Below are 19240 nucleotides of genomic sequence, written 5' to 3' on the forward strand. Positions count from 1 at the left end.
ATTCCACGCGATAACGTCTCGATATGAAAAATAGATTTTTATGATTACCTTCTCTGATATTCAATTACTGCGCGGCGGTAAACCGCTCCTTGAAAAGGCCTCTGCAACTATCCAGCCGGGCGATAAAGTTGGCCTAGTAGGCAAAAATGGCTGTGGCAAATCAACGCTCTTTGCCCTACTCAAAGATGAGCTATCTATTGACGCTGGCTCCTTCAGTAAACCAGCTCACTGGGAACTGGCTTGGGTTGCCCAAGAAACTCCGGCTCTTGATCGTAATGCGATTGAATATGTCATCGATGGCGATCGTGAATATCGTGAATTAGAACGACGCCTCAGCGTTGCTGAAGAGGCAGACCAAGGAACCTTGGTTGCAGAGCTGCATGGAAAAATTGAAACCATCGGCGGATACAGTATTCGCGCCCGCGCTTCTGAACTGCTTGATGGTTTGGGGTTTAGCCAAGAACAGATGGGATGGAGTTTAACGCAATTTTCGGGTGGTTGGCGGATGCGCTTAAACTTAGCGCAAGCGCTGTTGTGCCGATCGGATTTACTGCTGCTTGATGAACCAACCAACCACTTGGATTTGGACGCCGTCATGTGGCTTGAACGTTGGTTACAAAACTATCCCGGCACCTTGATCTTGATTTCCCATGACCGCGATTTTCTTGATCCGATCGTCGGACGCATCATCCATATCGAAAATCAAACCATGAATGAATACACCGGAAACTACTCATCGTTTGAAAATCAACGGGCGCAAAAACTGATCTTGCAGCAAGCCATGTACCAGAAGCAGCAAAAGCAGATGGTGCACATGCAAAGCTACATCGACCGTTTCCGCTACAAGGCCTCCAAAGCTCGCCAAGCACAAAGTCGTATCAAAGCGTTGGAACGAATGGAAAAAGTGCTGCCAGCTCAATTTGATAACCCATTTAATTTCGAATTTCGAGAGCCTTCAGCACTGCCTAACCCAATCATGATGATGGACGAAGTCTACGCCGGGTATGGTGAACGTTTAATTTTAGAAAAAATTCGCCTCAACCTTGTACCGGGAAGCCGTATTGGATTACTCGGGCGTAACGGTGCGGGTAAATCAACATTAATTAAATTGCTCTCCGGTGAGTTAAAACCGCAAGGCGGCGATCTCACTTATTCGCAAGGTGTAAAAATTGGTTACTTTGCCCAGCATCAGTTAGAAACACTGCATCCAGAAGAGACCCCTCTGCAGCACATGATGCAAATCGCCCCAGATAAAAACGAACTTGAGCTACGTAATTATCTGGGTAGTTTTGGTTTCCAAGGCGACAAAGCGCTAGAGAAAATCGCTCCGTTTTCCGGGGGTGAAAAGGCTCGCTTAGTGCTTGCGCTAATTGTGTGGCAAAAACCGAACTTGCTGCTGCTTGATGAACCCACCAACCACTTAGACTTGGATATGCGTCAAGCCCTAACGTTTGCCCTGCAAACCTTTGAAGGCGCGATGGTCATCGTCAGCCATGATCGCTATCTACTGCGCGCAACCACCGATGACTTGTACTTGGTGCACGATCGTCAAGTCGCGCCTTTCGATGGGGATTTGACCGACTACTACAAGTGGCTGACAGAACAGCAGAAAGCGGAACGTAGAGAAGTTCAATCTCAGCAACCTGCCAAAGACAGCAGCAACAGTGCCGCAGCCAAAAAAGATCAAAAGCGCCGAGAAGCGGAATTTCGCATCCAAACCGCACCAATTCGCAAAAAACTGACACAACTCGAAGCGAAAATGGACACATTGAACGCGGCACTGGCGCAAACTGAAGCGCAATTGTCTGATACTTCGCTGTATGAAGCCGAAAACAAAGCTAAACTTACCGAAGTGATTGCGCTTCAAGCTCGCAGTAAATCGGCACTTGAAGCGATCGAAATGGAATGGATGTCGGAACAAGAGACACTCGAACAACTAGAGCAGGAATTCAGTCGCTAAGATGAGCCAAGAGCACGTACGATTATCACTGACCTTAGAACGCTTATGGCAATTCAGTTTGCAATACTACAGCGTGCGAGAAGTGAAAGAGGCGTGCTTAAGTTTACAAAATAACTTCCACGGCAACGTCAACTTATTGCTGCTACTCAAATGGCTTGATGAGCAACAAGTGACGGTTGCCGATGCTGACTGGCAAAATGTCACTCAATGTATCGGTCGTTCAGAAGCGCTGCTGCACAGTTACCGAGAGTTAAGACGACGTTTGAAAAGCATGGTGCCAGATACGCTGTACCGCGAGGCGCTGCAATTTGAGCTGCAGCTTGAAAAGCAGCAGCAAGCTGACCTTGTGGAATGTATCAACGCATTGGCATTGCAGAATAACCATGATGAACAATTAACGCTGCGTTACTGTCGCCAGCTTGGCTGTGAGCATTTGCATCTCGCTTTTAAAACCCCGGCGCCTCATTCTCAAAAACCGTAACTACATCAATTGCTCGCTCGGTGTATACTGGTCGCAATTCATAAAAATAATACGCTATGGTTATGACTTCATTTATCGCTGCTACTGGACTAACAAATCCACACCTTCAGACTCTGCTTCCTCGTTTGTTGCGCAAACGCGCACGTTTTGAGCCGCTGTGGCAAACGCTGTTTACACCTGATGGTGATTTTTTAGACCTTGCTTGGAGTGATGATTGGCGCTCAGAGCGAGTACAAAATAAACCCCTATTTATCTTGTTTCATGGCTTAGAAGGCAGTTTTCATAGCCCGTATGCCAATGGCTTAATGTACGCCTTCGCACAGCAGGGGTGGTTATCGGTCATGATGCATTTTCGCGGCTGTAGCGGCAAACCGAACCATCTGGCACGTGCTTACCATTCTGGTGAAGTTGAAGATGCACGCTTTGTGCTCGAATACATACGCAAGCAATGCCCGAATCGACCTATCGTGGCAGTGGGCATTTCTCTTGGCGGCAATATGTTGGTTAATTACTTAGCACAATATAATCACGACCCGATCGTTAGCGCAGCAACCGTTGTCTCCGCTCCGCTCGATCTGGCAGCGTGTTCCACACGCATTGAACAGGGATTTTCAAAGGTTTATCACGCTTACTTACTGACATCATTGAAAAAAAATGCACTAAAGAAACAGCATCTTTTACATAATGAGTTAGGTATTTCTAACCATCAAATTAAACACATCAAAAAACTTTACGAATTTGACGATCTCATCACCGCGCCTTTGCATGGTTTTCAAGATGCGCAGGATTACTACCTGCAGTGCTCAGGCCTTTCAAAGTTGACACAAATTCGCGTGCCGCTACAAATCATTCAAGCGCAAGATGATCCCTTTATGACGGATGCCGTGATCCCCAAATTTTCCTTACCAGAGAACATCCATTACCGCTTATTTACTCAAGGTGGCCATGTCGGTTTTCTCAGCGGTAGCGCGCTTAAGCCTAAATTTTGGCTCGAAGAAGCACTTCCAACCTATTACGAAAACCTGCGTCACGGCAACCCTATTGACCATCAATGCAACGCATGATTAATCACATATCGCTTTAAATCGATACCCTTTTCTCCATGACAGTTTAAGAGGTCGTCATGCTTATTCCTTGGCAGCACATTGCGCCTGAAACACTGGATAATTTGATTGAAACGTTTGTATTACGCGAAGGTACTGATTACGGAGAGCAGGAAGTACCATTGCAGCAAAAAATCGAGCAAATAAAGAAACAGCTCGCAACAGGGGAGGCGATCATCGTCTATTCTGAGTTGCATGAAAGTGTGGATATTCAATTGCGTAAATAATTTCAGCTCAAAACAATCTACTCTTTTCGTGCTATATTGCAGCCATCGATAACAAGTACGTTACATACAGACAGGGTTTGTCATGTCAGCAAAACATCCAATTATCGCTGTCACCGGCTCGTCCGGTGCCGGTACAACTACGACCTCAGAAGCCTTTCGCAAAATGTTCAATATGATGAACATTAAACCAGCATGGGTTGAAGGGGATAGCTTCCATCGTTTTACACGGCCAGAAATGGATGTGGAAATTCGTAAAGCGCGCGAACAAGGGAAGCACATCAGTTACTTTGGTCCACAAGCCAATGATTTTCCTGCATTGGAAGAATTTTTCCGCCAATATGGGAAATTAGGCACAGGCCAAGTTCGCCGCTATCTACACTCTTTTGACGAAGCTGTGCCCTACAATCAAATGCCCGGCACCTTTACACCTTGGCAAGATTTACCAGAAAACTCGGATGTGATGTTTTACGAAGGTCTGCATGGCGGTGTAGTCGATGGCGATGTAAACGTCGCGCAGCATGTCGATTTTTTGATAGGCATGGTGCCAATCGTTAACCTTGAGTGGATACAAAAGTACGTGCGTGATACTCGTGATCGAGGCCATTCACGTGAAGCGGTGATGGATTCCATCGTCCGTTCGATGGATGATTACCTCAATTACATCACCCCCCAATTCTCACGAACTCACATCAACTTCCAACGGGTACCGACGGTTGATACTTCAAACCCACTTAACGCCAAGGGCATCCCTAGTTTGGATGAAAGCTTCGTCGTGATACGCCTGCGCGGTATAAAGAATGTTGATTTCCCCTATCTGCTCGCCATGATTGATGGCTCTTTTATGTCGCGCCACAACACCATTGTGGTGCCGGGTGGCAAGATGAGTTTTGCGATGGAATTGATCGTCAGACCGATCCTGCAACAATTGATTGAAACAGGTAAAATTGGCTAAGTGATCGGACAAGTTGACGGTTACTTTTCATACCGTGATCATGTGCACAGTTTTGCGTAAAAAATCATGCCACTGACACGATTAAAATCAAGAAATCGTTTCTGAAAAAGGATACTATCCTTAACCGAAACACAAGTTAGCTTGCAGCATTTGGAAAGTGCTCTTATCCTAGTAAGCTTATTTTAGGCTTAGCTACAATATGGAAAGCGGCAAGCGTACCCTGCAGAGGAAGTGAGATATTATGGTTCTAGGTAAACCTCAAACCGATCCAACACTAGAGTGGTTTCTTTCACACTGTCATATTCATAAATACCCATCGAAAAGCACGTTGATTCATGCGGGCGAAAAAGCAGAGACGCTGTACTACATCGTCAAAGGCTCAGTAGCGGTATTGATTAAAGACGAAGAAGGTAAAGAGATGATCCTCTCTTACCTCAACCAAGGTGACTTTATCGGTGAGCTTGGTCTATTCGAAGAAGACCAAGAGCGTACTGCTTGGGTTCGTGCAAAATCTCCTTGTGAAGTTGCGGAAATTTCATTTAAGAAATTCCGTCAGCTTATCCAAGTGAACCCAGACATCTTAATGCGTCTGTCTGCACAAATTTCTCGACGCCTGCAAGTCACCAGTCAAAAAGTGGGTGATTTAGCCTTCCTAGACGTGACGGGTCGTATTGCACAAACGCTACTCAACCTAGCGAAACAACCTGATGCAATGACGCACCCAGATGGCATGCAAATCAAAATCACCCGTCAAGAGATCGGCCAAATTGTAGGCTGTTCTCGTGAAACTGTGGGACGTATTTTGAAGATGCTCGAAGAGCAGAATTTAATTTCTGCCCACGGTAAAACTATCGTGGTGTACGGAACTCGTTAATTCTCAAACGCAAACACCTTGATTAAAGAGCCAGTTTTACTGGCTCTTTTTTTTATTTCGCCAACTCTTTGAATTATTTCCATTCGCTTAAATTATCTCTCATCCGTTCATCACTTAAAAAAATCTGAACTATACTAATTTCACAGATAAAAATACCTAACGTATTGACATAGTACGTAATAATCTCGATGTGAATGGTGGGAAATATGGATATTGCTCATAAATTAAAAATAAAGCATAAGGTAGGAATTCTATCTATTATTGCCATTGTCGGGTTTGCCGTATTTTTATTTCAACAATACCAAGTTCAAACCCAGACTCAACTCAGTATTGAGCAGATACGCGATGAATATTTCCCCGCATTAAGCTCAGTAACTAATGCTCGCAATACTATAAAAAATCTAGACCAAGCACTGCAAACTGCGGTTAGCACTGGTGATGATGAACTGATGGACAGCGCTAAAAACTACTTAAACTTAATCAATGAGGAGCTCAATAATTTAAAAAGAGTGTCACCTCAACACGCGGCTCTCGTTGAGAACCTAAAGAGATTACTCAATAGCTATCAAGAAATTGCGTTTGATATTGCAGCATCACTTATTGATGGCAGCACAGATTTTGCGACTTTACCTGCCAGAGCAAAACAGTCGAACGAATTTTTAGAACAATTAAATAGTGAATTTAAAGCGTTAGTTGAAGCCAGTAATGTCGATTTCAATCAAACCGTAGAGGAGACGATTTCATCGGCTCAACGTTCCATTCACATCGGCATAGGTTTAGGGGCGGTAACTATTCTCGTCTTAATTATCGTGGCATTGGTCGTAATAAAAAGCGTAGTTAGCTCAATTGAACAAGTCACCGGATCGCTAAGAGAAATAGCCGAAGGGGAAGGCGACCTCACGGTTCGTATTAATTATAATGGCCGTGATGAAGTAGCCGATTTAGTATATTGGTTTAACCAATTCATTTCTAAAATACATAAAAGTTTAAATTCAACTCGTGAAACCATTGCCACTTTAGAAAGTGTTTCATCACGGCTTTCTAGTACCAGTTCCAACACGTCACAACAAGTTCGCTCTCAAGAAAACATCATGCAATCGGTCTCTTCTGCGGTGAACTCTCTTTCCGATAGCGTGACCTCTATTGCTGAAAATGCAGCATTCGCTTCTTCAGAAGCCACTTCAGCAAATGATACGGCGCAAACTGGCAGCGCAGTTGTAGAAAGCACGATTGTCTCGATTGAACACTTAGCCAAAGACGTCAACCAAGCCGCTCAAGTGGTAAATGAGCTCGAATCTTATACCAATAATGCGGGAGTGATCTTAAACACAATCCGCAGCATTGCCGAGCAAACGAATTTACTTGCCTTAAATGCCGCGATAGAAGCTGCTCGAGCTGGTGAACAAGGGCGAGGGTTCGCCGTGGTTGCCGATGAAGTTCGGACTTTAGCCTCTCGCACTCAATCCTCTACTGAAGAAATTCAACAAGTTCTTGAAAAAATACAAAAGGGCTCATCATTAGTTGTGGATGCCATGACCAAAGGACAACAAAGTGCCTCCAATACAGTATCTGAGTCTGAGCAATCTGGAGTGGCTTTGGTCAATATCACGGAGAAAGTTAAAAGTATTGTTCAGCTCAACCAACAAATTGCCGCCGCGACAGAAGAACAAAACCGCACTTCAAAAATCATTTTCGACAACATACAAGATATGGATGAAATCTCCCGCTCAGTGTCTGACGGCTCTCGAGCACTGGATGGGATCAGTACGGACATCCAAAGCGTCACACAAAACCTCAGCGAGGTTATTCGACAATATAAAGTTTAAATTCTCAGTAAAACTCACTCTCTGCAGTATGTGAAAGTGAACGGCATGATGCCATTTTCGATACATAGGAGTAATCATGATAAAAGCAAAATACAGCCTTTACCCTGCCCTAATGCTATTACCCGGGCTTAGTATCGCCGATGAATCGGTTGAAGCACGAGTTTCGCAGCTAGAAAATGAATTGGCGATACTGAAAAGCTCATCCAGCAGTAGCTGGCAAGACAGTATCAAATTCAATGGGTTCTTTAGTGTGGGAGTGACTCGTTCGAGTAACAAGCTAGGCTATGCAAGTTCCAGAGACAGTTATAGCTTTGATGAACTGAGTTTAGTTGGGCTTCAAGCCGAGTTTAGTTTGGCGGATAAAACCAGTTTCGTCACTCAGTTAATCGCACGTGGCAGTGATGACTTCTCACCCGACATAGAATGGGCTTATCTCAAACACACATTTGATAACTACGTTACCGTCAGAGCGGGTAAGTTGCGTGTACCTCTCTATATGTACTCTGATTATATTGATGTAGGCTTTGCCCAGCCCTGGGCTCGACCGCCCGTTGAAGTTTATGGCAATGTGCCATTCAACTCTTACTTAGGCGGTGATATCGCCTATGACGTGGAAATGGATGAGTCAACCCTCTACTTACAAGCCTTTGCAGGCCAAAGTAAAACGTCTGACAATAATACAGAATACAACTATATGTATGGCGCCAGTCTAGGTTGGAATTACGATTATCTAACCATACGAGCCGTCTACGGCACGACAAAAATCACATCAGGACACAGCGTATTTAAACAAGTTGTCGCTCCAGATACTATCGCTAAATTCTATGGTACAGGCTTAAGCTATGACAATGGCTCACTGCTCTTTGTCACAGAGCTAACTCGTACCGAAGTCGAAGGACAATATTCAGATGTCGACTCCGCGTATGCAACCTTAGGTTATCGGATTCAGTCTTGGGTGCCTTATGTTAGCGTAGCAACACTTAGAACCAAAGATGACGACGAGCGCATCGGTAAGTTGATCAATACTGGCACAGCCAATATTCCAAGCGCTTGGTTGTTCGATGCAGAGCGTAATGCATACTCCGCTGGTGTCCGTTATGACTTGCTCTCTAACTTATCCATTAAAGCAGATGTCACTATGATCGATAATTTTGGTGATACCTCAGGCCTCATCGGTAGTACTAACTTTGGCAATACAGGCAAAGCATTAGAAGATGACTCTTTGATTTACTCTATTCGCCTTGATGGCGTTTTTTAAGGAGTGCAGAATGATTAAAACTATCTTAATGCTCTTGAGCTTATCGACCTTGTCATTGTCTGCATTCTCTGCACCTGTTGTGATAAGTAACCTGAGTGGTGTTGACCAACTAAGCGATAGTGATGTGAAAAAGCTATTTTTAGGCAAATTAAAACAGCTCCCGAATGGCACTGAACCGATTGTGATTGAGTACGCTGATGGTACGCCGATACGCATTGAGTTTCACGAAAAGGTCACGAATAAATCAGAGTCTCAGCTACAAGCTTATTGGGCAAAATTGGTTTTTACTGGCAAAGCTAACCCACCCAAAACCGTTGCTTCAAGTGCCGCAGCTATCGCTGAAGTGAGCCAAAATGCAGCAGCAATTGGTTATATCGACTCAAGCGAAGTCACAGACCAAGTCAAAGTGGTTTACACACCTTAAATCTAAGCTACTTTTGTTGTAAAAAAGGCCAGTGGAGGTAATGCCACTGGCCTGTGTCTTTATCAGCCCTTATTGTTAGCTATTTGTGCTTTCAAATATCTTATCTGCAGAGGCCGCCACAAAGCCGCTATAGAGTTCACCGTTGGCCATTGGATAGCGTTTGGCAAATTCATAGAATCCACCGGGAATCACCTCCACCCCTTCCGTAAATTGCACCGGTACTTTATCGGCCATGGTCGACGACTGCTCAAGCAGCACATCAGGTGTACCTTTCACTTCTCCACCATTTTCATTGATGGTAAAACCCGCTTGGCGTAAGTGATCATTGACCGCTTTCACTTCATTAAACGCCTGCAGTTGATTAACACTAACAGTGAAATGGTTTGCGCCATAGCCATGCGCCGCCAACCAAGCGGCGTATTCACTTTCCTTGGTAAGCTGCAAATAATCGCTGTAGCTTAGTTGCCACAGGCGACCGCCATATAAAAAGTCACTGCTGTTTAATTTATTGCTATCGACTTGATGTACCAGCTTCTCCACAATGGCTTGGAGTGCAGGTGAGCACTCTTCCACTTTCAGCTCGCTTATGAATACTTTAGGCTGGGTCGGATCAGGGTGTTCATAGTGCTTCGCTACCAGCTTCTTACTTTCAAACACATAATCACCACAGGCAACGTAGCCTAAGGCAAGAAAAGGCTTAGCCAGCGTTTCAATACCTAATGGTGCAACATTGAAGGTTCGCAACGCAATATGGTCATTAATCAACGCTTCCTCTTCTTGAAGCAAGTGATGGACTTTGTCGGCAGAAGGGCAAAGGCGCTGAATGTAGTCATTCCATAATGATTGAAATAAAACGGTTGGCGTCATAACGCCTCCTTGTCTGTGTTCGGTTTAAACCATGCTAGTAGGCATGGGGTTTTAGATAAAGTTTACTGCTATAACTCAACCCCGGGGCTGAGCGTGGCAGGCAGTTCTGTCGAACGGCCTTCCATTGATGCCATTGGGTATGCGCAGTAATCGGCCGCGTAATAGGCGCTTGGTCTTAAATTTCCCGACGCTCCCGGCCCACCAAACGGTGCATCACCACTGGCTCCGGTTAATTGTCGATTACGATTTACAATGCCAGCGCGGATATGATCGACAAAGTAGTCCCATTCGGCATCATTGGTCGACACTAAGCCTGCCGATAAACCAAAGCGAGTTTCATTAGCCAGTTGTACCGCTTGCTCTAAGCTTTGGTAACGCACGACTTGTAACAATGGTCCGAAATACTCTTCATCAGGCAATTGGCTAACTGCGGTGACATCAATAATGCCCGGAGTGACAAACGCCGCCTGCAAAGGCGTCGCGGCCAGCAAGCTGACGCCACCCAAGGCGCGTAAATTGTCCTGAGCAGCAAGAATGAACTGCGCCGCCGCTTGTGATATTTGTGGCCCCATAAAAGGTGCTGGCTCAGCAAAGGGGTGATCAATACGCAATTTTTGAGTGGCACTGACCAGCTTTTCAAGCAATCGATCGCCTTCATTTCCCTCTGGAACATAAAGACGCCGCGCACAGGTACACCGCTGGCCTGCACTTAAAAATGCGGATTGAATAATGGTATACACTGCCGCATCAAGCTCGCCATACTGCTTGGAGATAACCATTGGGTTGTTGCCGCCCATTTCTAAAGCCAGCATTTTCCCCGGCTGCCCAGCAAACTGGCGATGGAGTAAATGACCTGTATTGGCGCTGCCAGTAAAAAGAAGGCCATCAATGCCTTTGGCCTGAGCAAGCGCAATACCCGTTTCCTTCGCGCCCTGCACTAGGTTAAGTACACCCGCAGGTAGGCCTGCTTCTTGCCACAACTTCATCACAAACTCACCAGTCCACGGAGTCTGCTCTGAAGGTTTAAACACAACCGTATTACCCGCTAAAAGTGCAGGCACAATATGACCATTCGGCAGGTGGGCAGGGAAATTATACGGACCAAAAACCGCAAGAACGCCCAATGGACGATGACGCAATACCAGTTGATTACCCGCTGCTTCGCGTGTGTTTTCACCAGTGCGATCATGATAAGCTCGAATGGATATAGCGATTTTACCCGCCACCGCTGCCGCTTCAGTACGCGTTTCCCAGAGTGGCTTTCCTGTCTCTTTGGCGATGATCTGCGCAAGCTCTTCACTGCGCTGTTTCACTTTTTCAGCGAAGGCTAAGACATATTGCTCACGCTCAACAAAAGGACGTTTTTTCCACTCTATAAATGCGACTCTTGCCGCCGTTACCGCAGCTTCTACTTGCGCGGGTGTGGCGCTATCGCCCTGCCAAATCGTCTCATTGTTATAGGGGCTAAGCGAAAGCATTGCCTCGCCTTGTCCAGCTAACCATTCACCTGCAATCCACTGAGTCATCTGTTAATCCTTACCTTCCAATGTACCTATTTTACTGCGCCAAAATTCGAACAAAATCACCACTATCAACCAATAGAGCTTGCGCCACTTTAGGTGAGATGATCACCGTTTCCGTTTCGCGGTTATAAGCACCTTTTGCAGCAGTAGCACGAAAGTTTTCAAACGAGCTATTGCAGATAAGATAATCTTGCGAGCTTGAATGCTCGGCCACTTCCACTTTAGCTCGCACCGAGTGACGTACGGATTCGATATTGCGCAAATCGCACTCAACCGTTGGACCTGCATCAAAAATGTCTACATAGTTACGGCAGGTGAATCCTTCGCGCTCGAGTAGCGTTAACGCTGGACGGGTATTGTCATGCACTTGACCAATCACCGCCTGTGCCTCTTTACTCAATAAGTTGACGTAAATCGGCAGTTTGGGCATCAGATCAGCAATAAACCCTTTTTTACCAATGCCGGTTAAATAATCAGCCATAGTGAAATCAATCGAGAAAAAATGCTCTTGCAGCCATTGCCAAAAGGGCGAGTTGCCTTCGGCATCAGACACACCACGCATTTCAGCAAAGATGGTTTTAGAAAAACGATGTGGGTGTTCCGCCATCATCAGAAAACGGCATTTCGACATCAAACGCCCATTCAACCCTTGACGAAAATCTGGGCGTAAAAAAAGCGTACAAATTTCACTGCATCCAGTGTAGTTATTACCAAAAGTAAGCAACTTGACGGTATTGTTAACCTTCAGCTTAGGCGACGAATGCACGATCGTGCTGATGTGATAAGAATAGAACGGCACGTCATGGCCAATCGATGCTTCAACGCCAGTCGTCCCTGCTACCTCACCGGTTTCAGAATCAAAACCGACCATCAGGTAACCTTCATCTCCTGGCTCTGAGACGTCGGGTTTAGCGAAGCTGTATTCAGAATGAGTAATACGGTTGGTTAAGAGCTTTTCATTCACGGGTAGTGATGTAAACCCGTGACCGGATTCAATAGCGCATGTGTGTAGCGCATCGTAGTCCGACATTGCGATAGGGCGAACAACTAGCATCAATACTTCCCTCCAGATGCTTGAAGTGGCCCAAGGCATCCTACCTTGGGCTGCTAGGCTTTTTCACTACATGAGTGATGCAATAGCTTTATCTAATCTTGCTAAGCCTTCTTCTATTTCTTGTTTGGTGATCACTAATGAAGGCGTCATACGAACCACGTTCATACCCGCAACCAACACCAGTAAACCTTGCTTGCCCGCGGCTTGTAGGATATCGCGAGCGCGACCTTGCCACTGCTCATTTAATGCCGCGCCAAGCAGTAGACCTTTACCACGGATTTCACTAAAAATGTGGTACTTCTCATTAATGTTAGCCAATCCTTCACGAAAGAGCGCTTCACGCTCTTTCACGCCAGCCAAGGTTTCTGGCTGGCTAACCACATTAACTACCGCTTCTGCTACCGCGCAAGCCAGTGGGTTGCCACCATAAGTCGAACCGTGAGTGCCCACTTTAAAATGCGCGGCTAATTCGTTTGTGGTGAGCATAGCGCCAATAGGGAAGCCGCCACCGAGTGATTTCGCGGTACTTAAAATATCCGGCGTGACGCCCAATCCTTGATAAGCATAGAACTCACCAGTGCGGCCATTACCGGTTTGCACTTCATCAAAGATCAACAGGGCGTTGTGCTTATTGCACAATTCACGCACGGCTTGGACAAACTCAGCCGAAGGCGACACAATGCCACCCTCGCCTTGCAAGGGTTCCATCATTACCGCACAAGTGCGATCAGAGATGTGTGCTTGCAACGCTTCAATATCGTTATACGGTAGGTGGGTAACATCCGCAGGTTTAGGACCAAATCCATCGGAATAAGTCGCTTGCCCCCCGACCGTCACTGTAAAGAAAGTGCGGCCGTGGAAGCCTTGGTTAAAGGCGATGATTTCTGATTTTTGTTCACCATGGACATCAGCGGCCCAGCGACGCGCCAGTTTGAGCGCCGCTTCATTAGCTTCCGCGCCGGAGTTAGCAAAAAACACCTTTTCAGCAAAACTGACTTGCGTTAATTTTTTCGCCAAGCGCAAAGCAGGCTCATTAGTCATCACGTTACTGAGATGCCACAACTTATTGGCTTGCTTGGTGATCGCATCAACCATCGCCGGATGGCAATGGCCCAAACAATTCACTGCAATACCGCCAGCAAAGTCGATGTATTCATGACCCTGTTGATCCCACACTCGAGAGCCCTGCCCTTTAACTGGAATCATTTCCATCGGGTTATAACAAGGGACCATCACCTCATCAAACAGACTGCGATCTACACTATTTTCCACTGTCATTACACATTCCCTCTTGATACCGCATGCCAAGCAGATTGCGATCTTCCTATTAAACGCTTGAGTGGAAGATATTGTTTTGCTTTTTAGCTAATGCAGCATTGTATTTACAAATTATTAACCATTTCAATAGTGATTTATTCTTTTAGATCGGCAGAAGTACCGATAATCGTCACTACTTATGATTATTTATGCATTAAGTCACCTCTTTTATGAAGCACTTTTTTATAAATAATATAAATAAGCACAACAAGGCCTTGAGGCGACAAGCCATCCCTCATTCCAACAGGATGTATGGTGCATAATATTGCAAAGATAAAAAACAGCAGAAATGATGAGGAAAATGTTAAGAAAGGTGATCGCAGTCCGGTTGAGAATGGTTCAACGGCGCAAAAAATTTGCGAGCAGTTGATGGCCCTGTTCTGTTTTAATTGATTCAGGATGAAACTGCACGGCATCAATTGGCAGTATTTTATGTTGGTAACCCATGATTTCGTCCATCGAACCATCGGCCTGTTGAGTCCAAGCGGTGAGCTCAAAACAGTCCGCAAGAGAATCAGCTTTGACCACCAACGAGTGGTAGCGAGTAACGGTTAACGGGTTATTGAGCCCTAGAAAGAGGCCACGGTTGGTGTGTTGGATCGGTGAGGTTTTACCATGCATCACCTTTTTGGCTCGCACCACTTGCCCGCCAAACACTTGCGCAATGGCTTGATGCCCAAGGCAGACTCCTAAGATAGGTAGTTTACCCGCAAAATGTTCAATCGCGGCCAGTGAAATTCCCGCCTCATTCGGCGTGCAAGGCCCAGGGGAAATCACCAGATGCGTTGGGCTGAGCGCTTCAATGCCAGCGATATCGATTTCATCATTACGCACCACCGTCACTTGAACTCCCAGCTCACAGAAGTATTGGTACAAGTTGTAGGTAAACGAATCGTAGTTATCGATAATAAGTAGCATGTGAATTAAAACGCTCTGGGTAAAAGTCAGCGAGAGGCGCTATTGTGCAATACTGGTTTGGAAAGGCAAGAAGTTATCGATTCTGTGCTAAATACACAATTTGCACATTCGTTCATTATGTAACCAGTTCGGTTGTGATCATTATTTTACTTACTCTCATTTGAAAGTAACACTTCTCATCGTATGGTCGAATAAGAGAACGGAAACAACGATAAAATAAATCTATCCCATAGTTAATGATCCATAAAAATAAAGCCAAGTAACCCGCTTACTTGGCTCTTCATGCTTATTTCCTAAAAATGTCGTTTATTTAAGCAGGGCTTTCTTGTAAATGCTCACTACTTGGTTGTTTGTTATGAGGCTGCCAAGGGGAATTTACCGAATAAGGCTGACGCACCGCTAATTCTGTTTCGGATAACACGCCATAACGAAGTACGGTGTGGTTATTCACCAGTAATATATCGCCAAGTTGTAAATCAAAAACATGCTGTACTTGTGAACGTTCAAGAATAGGAGTTAAAACATTGGCTACTTGATTGATATTGTCAATTTCAGTCGACGACGATATATGCTTCGCCAATGATGGGCTCCAGCGTAAATTCATTCCCCAATCCCCCGACATAATCACAGGATAAGTAGCCGTATCATCGTACTGCACAATGGTATTTTTCAGCCAACCACTTGCTTGACCATTAAGACACAACGCAGCCAGTGAGGCATCCAGTAAGTTAACCTTCAGCGGAGCAGATGAACAGTAAATCGCCCATTCATCAGGAGTCATGTCAGTATAAGAATAGCGACGCGCTATGCTCGTTGACGGTGTTTTGAGCCCGTACCAACTGGGCTCTGCTAATGCACTACTCCGAACATATTCTTCCGGAAGCAGAGCATGATTTCCGGCAAACCACGAAGACCAAAATGAAGCTTGAGGCAACGGGCTAAAGCCTTTTAAACAGACAGCAGAGAACGCCTTTACTAATTGGCTCACTTGAGCCTGCGGTAGCGCGGTCAGTGAGCATCCATGGTGTGACTCTAACGTCAAGCCAAACTGCTCTGTTTGTAGAGTAGCTTTTACCTCACGCATCAACTGTGCCTCGTTAGCGTCTTCGATATTGAAACGCAGTAAACACCACAGCGTTCCTTGATGCATTACGGGAATAATCACGCCTTCACGTTGTTTGTGATTGGCCTGCGTATCAATAATAAATTCTCCGCGGCAAGCATCAAATAAGACACAAGTATGCCAAGGCGTCTTAAACGATCGCTCATCAAAAAGAAACAGCGAATATTTTTTGCCTTGCATTGGGTGTTCATGAATGCTGAGACGAATAGCGTGGCTCAAATGAGTATTGAGGAAATTATCGAGTGCACGTCCTTGCACCATCATTCCTTTAGCCATAAGGGCTAGGCGCTCACGTCGCTTCTTATAACTCAGTGGAGCAAGCGCATATCTCTGATCTTGATGCATGAATTTTTTCAAGCCCAGATAGGTATGGTGCATTGCATTATCATGCTGTTTAAGACGTGCAAAATCACGCTCATATTCCGCATCACCAAAGCGCTGCTTTAATCCATTGAAATATTGATATTCATTTAAGTCATCAAACGCAGAGAAGTGCTCAAAGTTTATAATTTTGAGACAATCACTGGCGTTCATATTTTCCACCATATTCCGTAATTCATCAGAATAAGTGTAGTGATGTTCTAAATCGACATTAATATAATCAGAAAATGTATGATAATCAGAAAAAATGTAAAACATCACTCCTGGAGAATAGACAGATTGAATATCACGAATGGCATTAACAAATTTTTGTAAAACTCGATATTCACCCAAGTCAGGCTTATAACCTAATACCTTATCTAGGTTATTCGTTTTACATGGAAAAGCAGGCAGTAATAATGTAATGACTTTGTTTTCAATGACACACTGAGCTATCTGCATTTTTAACTTCTGATACCCAGTAAAAGTGGCGTCTGTTTGTGCTAATAATTGGTCTAATAAAATAAAAGCAATATTATCCACACATTGCTGCTGTTGATGATCAAGCATAGTGTTTCCTTATTAAAGGCGAAGACCATTGACGGAATGATGCAGAACCCTCGGCCTTCACTCCCGGTTAAAAAGTTTATAGGCCAGCTAACAGTTCAGCCGCGTGCGCAAGCGACGCGAAAGCCGCAATATAACCATCAGGGCGGATCAGTAAAGCCTGCCCCTGGTAGAATGAACTCTCACTCCAATACTGCCCAGGCTTCGCTTGATCGTACAGATGAAGGCAACGCACAAACGGAGGAATTTCTGGTGGTAACTCAGCATCGCCAGTTAACAGAAGCGTAAAGGAGCGGTAATCTAGCCATTGATAAAAGCGGCAACTCTGCTGATCGCTATGCATCTCAAAGTCATACACTCGAGAACCGTTTAAGCCACCATTGCCATACCCAATGCCCATACCTGTGATGTTACCAGCTCGCTGTTCAACGATTTGTACATAGTCCTCCGCATGGGTTCCTCGTTCTGAGTATTTAGTTGCACGCACCAATGCACCAGAGCTTTCAATCACACTGCGAGCCACTGGTTGGCGCTCAGCCTGATAACTGTCCAGCAGCGTAGGTGATGCCTGACCACGCAACACCATATTGAGCTTCCAGATCAAATTGAACGCGTCAGCAACTCCGGTATTGAGCCCTTGCCCGCCATTGACCGAATGTATATGGCAGGCATCTCCTGCTAGAAATACCCGTTGCTGGTGGTCATACCGTTCTGCAACAGACTCCTTAACCGAGAAATAAGAAAACCACTCAACCTGCTTAAACGTCAGTGAATGCGGCGACATTGCTCGGTTAATGCGCTCGATAACCTCTTGCTGAGTAAACTCTTCGGTGTCCATACGGATATAAAAACGATCCAAATCACCTTCACGTGGAATCCAGGCAACATCTGACGTCTCAGTCTGAAATACGATGATTTCTGGCACTTTCGGAAAATCTGACTCAATAACACCATCAATCACCGCCCAGATAATTTCTGGTCTCTCGATTTCAAATGGAATCGAAAAATGCTGACGTACAAAAGAGCGCCCACCGTCTGCACCAATCACGTAACGTGAACGAACTCGCTCGCCACTGCTCAGTTCCGTCACGCAGCCTTGATCATCAACAGTGATATCGACCACAGATAAACCACGGCGCACGGCCGCGTTCTGCGCTTTGACTGCACTATCTAGCGCTTTTTCAATATGTGCTTGCCCCAACATCAAAAAGTGAGGATAGAAGCAGCCTTGCAGAGCTGTCCACCAATGAGACTGGCGTGACAAAAATTGACCATCAGCCCATACCGAACTGGTATTACAGGGTTTGCCTTGCACGTAAAGTGGCTCAAATAAGTCAACGATATCAAGTAACTGCAGAGTTCGAGCATTAAGCGCATCGGCCCGTCCGACCACCAGTGGCCCATTAGATTTATCAATAATTTGTGAGTTCAGACCGCAGCGCTGCGCTAAATAGTGGCACATAAGCCCGACAGGGCCGGCTCCAACGATCATAATATCTGTGTGGTAATCACTCATCGGTAAGACTCCAAACTTGGGTTATCAAACGGTGGATCGCTTAGCACCTGAACTCGACGGATATGACGTGGGGTATGCGATAAAAAGCTTTCTCGACCATGCAGTAAGTTAAAATTATCCGTAATGACCACATCATCATTTTGCCACTCGTGAGCATAAAAATGACGAGGGTCATACAGTGCGTCACGTAAGCTACGGTGGAACCCAGCTATTTGCTCACTATCAATGCCACTAAAGGTCACATTTGGTGGGTTTAGCAAATCGCCACGTTCAGCGAAATGTGGTTCGGCGTAACGAATGACCTCGTGTGAGTGATAGGGGTGTTGAGCAATAATCGGGGAAATGGTGTGACTGCAATAGAACTCCATCTCTCGCTGGTAGTGCCCCGTGACTTTTCGCCACAATGAGCGCTGCTGTTCGGTTGCGTTCTGTAGCGCCTTGGTTGTATGAGTGAAGGTCGTCCGGCCGCCTTGTGCTGGCAATGGCGCTTGAACACATTGAAATATCTGATATTCAGGCACTTGAGGACGAAACATGCCATCCCAATGCAGCGGCATATAGCTACTATCAAAAATATGGTCCTTTGGCTGATCTTTTTGAATTAAATCTAACACTTTGCCAAATGGCCAAATACTGATCTCTCCCCATTGCTCGCAATATTCCGCAAATTGCTCGGCCTGTTCAAAGGCTTTAAATCCACGTATCAATACCAACTGATGCTCAATAAATAGTTTACGCAGTAGTGCTATTGGTACTTCGCTAATGGGAATTTTTAATCCATTTTCTTCTATTTTTACTCCAAAAGGGTGGAGCTTCGTGACCTGATAATTCATCACCCGTTCCTTTAAATTAATTTTTAATAAAACGTTAGAAATAAAACAACATTGCAT

General features: G+C 45.3%; 17 protein-coding genes. 9 read left to right on the forward strand and 8 right to left on the reverse strand.

Annotation, left to right across the window (positions count from 1 at the left end):
* Positions 1-40 precede the first annotated feature (40 nt).
* The 9 genes from AACQ21_RS08785 (at position 41) to AACQ21_RS08825 (ending at position 9105) form a co-directional block, all read left to right on the forward strand.
* On the forward strand, positions 41-1960 hold the full coding sequence (locus AACQ21_RS08785) for an ABC transporter ATP-binding protein (protein WP_013855909.1): 1920 nt from the start codon (positions 41-43) through the stop codon (positions 1958-1960).
* Between the two features lies 1 nt (position 1961).
* Positions 1962-2441 carry a TIGR02444 family protein gene (locus AACQ21_RS08790; RefSeq protein WP_013855908.1) on the forward strand — a complete coding sequence of 160 codons (480 nt, stop codon included), beginning with the start codon at positions 1962-1964 and terminating at the stop codon, positions 2439-2441.
* Between the two features lie 56 nt (positions 2442-2497).
* Complete coding sequence (locus AACQ21_RS08795) at positions 2498-3505, forward strand: hydrolase (RefSeq protein WP_105977615.1); 1008 nt, start codon at positions 2498-2500, stop codon at positions 3503-3505.
* Positions 3506-3564: 59 nt separating this feature from the next.
* The gene (locus AACQ21_RS08800; protein WP_010318743.1) at positions 3565-3771 is read left to right on the forward strand and encodes a YheU family protein; all 207 of its coding nucleotides are present in this window, start codon (positions 3565-3567) and stop codon (positions 3769-3771) included.
* 82 nt (positions 3772-3853) lie between these two features.
* A complete protein-coding gene (locus AACQ21_RS08805) occupies positions 3854-4723 on the forward strand; it encodes a phosphoribulokinase (RefSeq protein ID WP_010318742.1) in 870 nt (289 codons plus the stop codon).
* Between the two features lie 241 nt (positions 4724-4964).
* A complete protein-coding gene (crp, locus tag AACQ21_RS08810; protein ID WP_010318741.1) occupies positions 4965-5597 on the forward strand; it encodes a cAMP-activated global transcriptional regulator CRP in 633 nt (210 codons plus the stop codon).
* Between the two features lie 206 nt (positions 5598-5803).
* On the forward strand, positions 5804-7423 hold the full coding sequence (locus AACQ21_RS08815; RefSeq protein WP_105977616.1) for a methyl-accepting chemotaxis protein: 1620 nt from the start codon (positions 5804-5806) through the stop codon (positions 7421-7423).
* A gap of 76 nt (positions 7424-7499) precedes the next feature.
* Positions 7500-8681: a porin gene (locus AACQ21_RS08820; protein ID WP_017047286.1), complete on the forward strand. Its 1182-nt coding sequence runs from the start codon at positions 7500-7502 to the stop codon at positions 8679-8681.
* Positions 8682-8691: 10 nt separating this feature from the next.
* Positions 8692-9105, forward strand: coding sequence for a hypothetical protein (locus tag AACQ21_RS08825; RefSeq protein ID WP_017047285.1), 414 nt, complete (start codon positions 8692-8694; stop codon positions 9103-9105).
* Positions 9106-9180: 75 nt separating this feature from the next.
* Here AACQ21_RS08825 and AACQ21_RS08830 read toward each other — a convergent pair whose 3' ends face one another.
* The 8 genes from AACQ21_RS08830 to AACQ21_RS08865 all read right to left on the reverse strand — a co-directional run bounded on the left by AACQ21_RS08830 (position 9181) and on the right by AACQ21_RS08865 (position 19183).
* A complete protein-coding gene (locus AACQ21_RS08830) occupies positions 9181-9972 on the reverse strand; it encodes a DUF1338 domain-containing protein (RefSeq protein WP_105977618.1) in 792 nt (263 codons plus the stop codon).
* Positions 9973-10040: 68 nt separating this feature from the next.
* Positions 10041-11498, reverse strand: coding sequence for a succinylglutamate-semialdehyde dehydrogenase (gene astD / locus AACQ21_RS08835; protein WP_017046749.1), 1458 nt, complete (start codon positions 11496-11498; stop codon positions 10041-10043).
* Between the two features lie 31 nt (positions 11499-11529).
* Positions 11530-12549, reverse strand: coding sequence for an arginine N-succinyltransferase (gene astA / locus AACQ21_RS08840; RefSeq protein ID WP_026028416.1), 1020 nt, complete (start codon positions 12547-12549; stop codon positions 11530-11532).
* Positions 12550-12615: 66 nt separating this feature from the next.
* On the reverse strand, positions 12616-13827 hold the full coding sequence (locus AACQ21_RS08845; protein WP_105977619.1) for an aspartate aminotransferase family protein: 1212 nt from the start codon (positions 13825-13827) through the stop codon (positions 12616-12618).
* Between the two features lie 378 nt (positions 13828-14205).
* The gene (locus AACQ21_RS08850; protein WP_094124143.1) at positions 14206-14784 is read right to left on the reverse strand and encodes an aminodeoxychorismate/anthranilate synthase component II; all 579 of its coding nucleotides are present in this window, start codon (positions 14782-14784) and stop codon (positions 14206-14208) included.
* A 310-nt stretch (positions 14785-15094) separates the two neighbouring features.
* Positions 15095-16837 (reverse strand): L-tyrosine/L-tryptophan isonitrile synthase family protein, encoded by a 1743-nt coding sequence (locus AACQ21_RS08855; protein ID WP_105977620.1) that lies wholly within the window; start codon positions 16835-16837, stop codon positions 15095-15097.
* Between the two features lie 76 nt (positions 16838-16913).
* Complete coding sequence (locus tag AACQ21_RS08860; protein ID WP_105977621.1) at positions 16914-18350, reverse strand: FAD-binding protein; 1437 nt, start codon at positions 18348-18350, stop codon at positions 16914-16916.
* A complete protein-coding gene (locus AACQ21_RS08865) occupies positions 18347-19183 on the reverse strand; it encodes a TauD/TfdA dioxygenase family protein (RefSeq protein WP_181185609.1) in 837 nt (278 codons plus the stop codon). The genes AACQ21_RS08860 and AACQ21_RS08865 overlap by 4 nt, the downstream gene beginning before the upstream one ends.
* Between the last annotated feature and the right edge of the window lie 57 nt (positions 19184-19240).

Origin of the sequence: Vibrio sp. V01_P9A10T6, from assembly GCF_963877065.1 — a bacterium.
GTDB lineage: Bacteria > Pseudomonadota > Gammaproteobacteria > Enterobacterales > Vibrionaceae > Vibrio > Vibrio anguillarum.

Coding starts and splice junctions, on each gene's coding strand:
- AACQ21_RS08785 (WP_013855909.1), top strand. CDS start 41: ATGATTACCTTCTCTGATATTCAATTACTGCGCGGCGGTAAACCGCTC.
- AACQ21_RS08790 (WP_013855908.1), top strand. CDS start 1,962: ATGAGCCAAGAGCACGTACGATTATCACTGACCTTAGAACGCTTATGG.
- AACQ21_RS08795 (WP_105977615.1), top strand. CDS start 2,498: ATGGTTATGACTTCATTTATCGCTGCTACTGGACTAACAAATCCACAC.
- AACQ21_RS08800 (WP_010318743.1), top strand. CDS start 3,565: ATGCTTATTCCTTGGCAGCACATTGCGCCTGAAACACTGGATAATTTG.
- AACQ21_RS08805 (WP_010318742.1), top strand. CDS start 3,854: ATGTCAGCAAAACATCCAATTATCGCTGTCACCGGCTCGTCCGGTGCC.
- crp (WP_010318741.1), top strand. CDS start 4,965: ATGGTTCTAGGTAAACCTCAAACCGATCCAACACTAGAGTGGTTTCTT.
- AACQ21_RS08815 (WP_105977616.1), top strand. CDS start 5,804: ATGGATATTGCTCATAAATTAAAAATAAAGCATAAGGTAGGAATTCTA.
- AACQ21_RS08820 (WP_017047286.1), top strand. CDS start 7,500: ATGATAAAAGCAAAATACAGCCTTTACCCTGCCCTAATGCTATTACCC.
- AACQ21_RS08825 (WP_017047285.1), top strand. CDS start 8,692: ATGATTAAAACTATCTTAATGCTCTTGAGCTTATCGACCTTGTCATTG.
- AACQ21_RS08830 (WP_105977618.1), bottom strand. CDS start 9,972: ATGACGCCAACCGTTTTATTTCAATCATTATGGAATGACTACATTCAG.
- astD (WP_017046749.1), bottom strand. CDS start 11,498: ATGACTCAGTGGATTGCAGGTGAATGGTTAGCTGGACAAGGCGAGGCA.
- astA (WP_026028416.1), bottom strand. CDS start 12,549: ATGCTAGTTGTTCGCCCTATCGCAATGTCGGACTACGATGCGCTACAC.
- AACQ21_RS08845 (WP_105977619.1), bottom strand. CDS start 13,827: ATGACAGTGGAAAATAGTGTAGATCGCAGTCTGTTTGATGAGGTGATG.
- AACQ21_RS08850 (WP_094124143.1), bottom strand. CDS start 14,784: ATGCTACTTATTATCGATAACTACGATTCGTTTACCTACAACTTGTAC.
- AACQ21_RS08855 (WP_105977620.1), bottom strand. CDS start 16,837: ATGCTTGATCATCAACAGCAGCAATGTGTGGATAATATTGCTTTTATT.
- AACQ21_RS08860 (WP_105977621.1), bottom strand. CDS start 18,350: ATGAGTGATTACCACACAGATATTATGATCGTTGGAGCCGGCCCTGTC.
- AACQ21_RS08865 (WP_181185609.1), bottom strand. CDS start 19,183: ATGAATTATCAGGTCACGAAGCTCCACCCTTTTGGAGTAAAAATAGAA.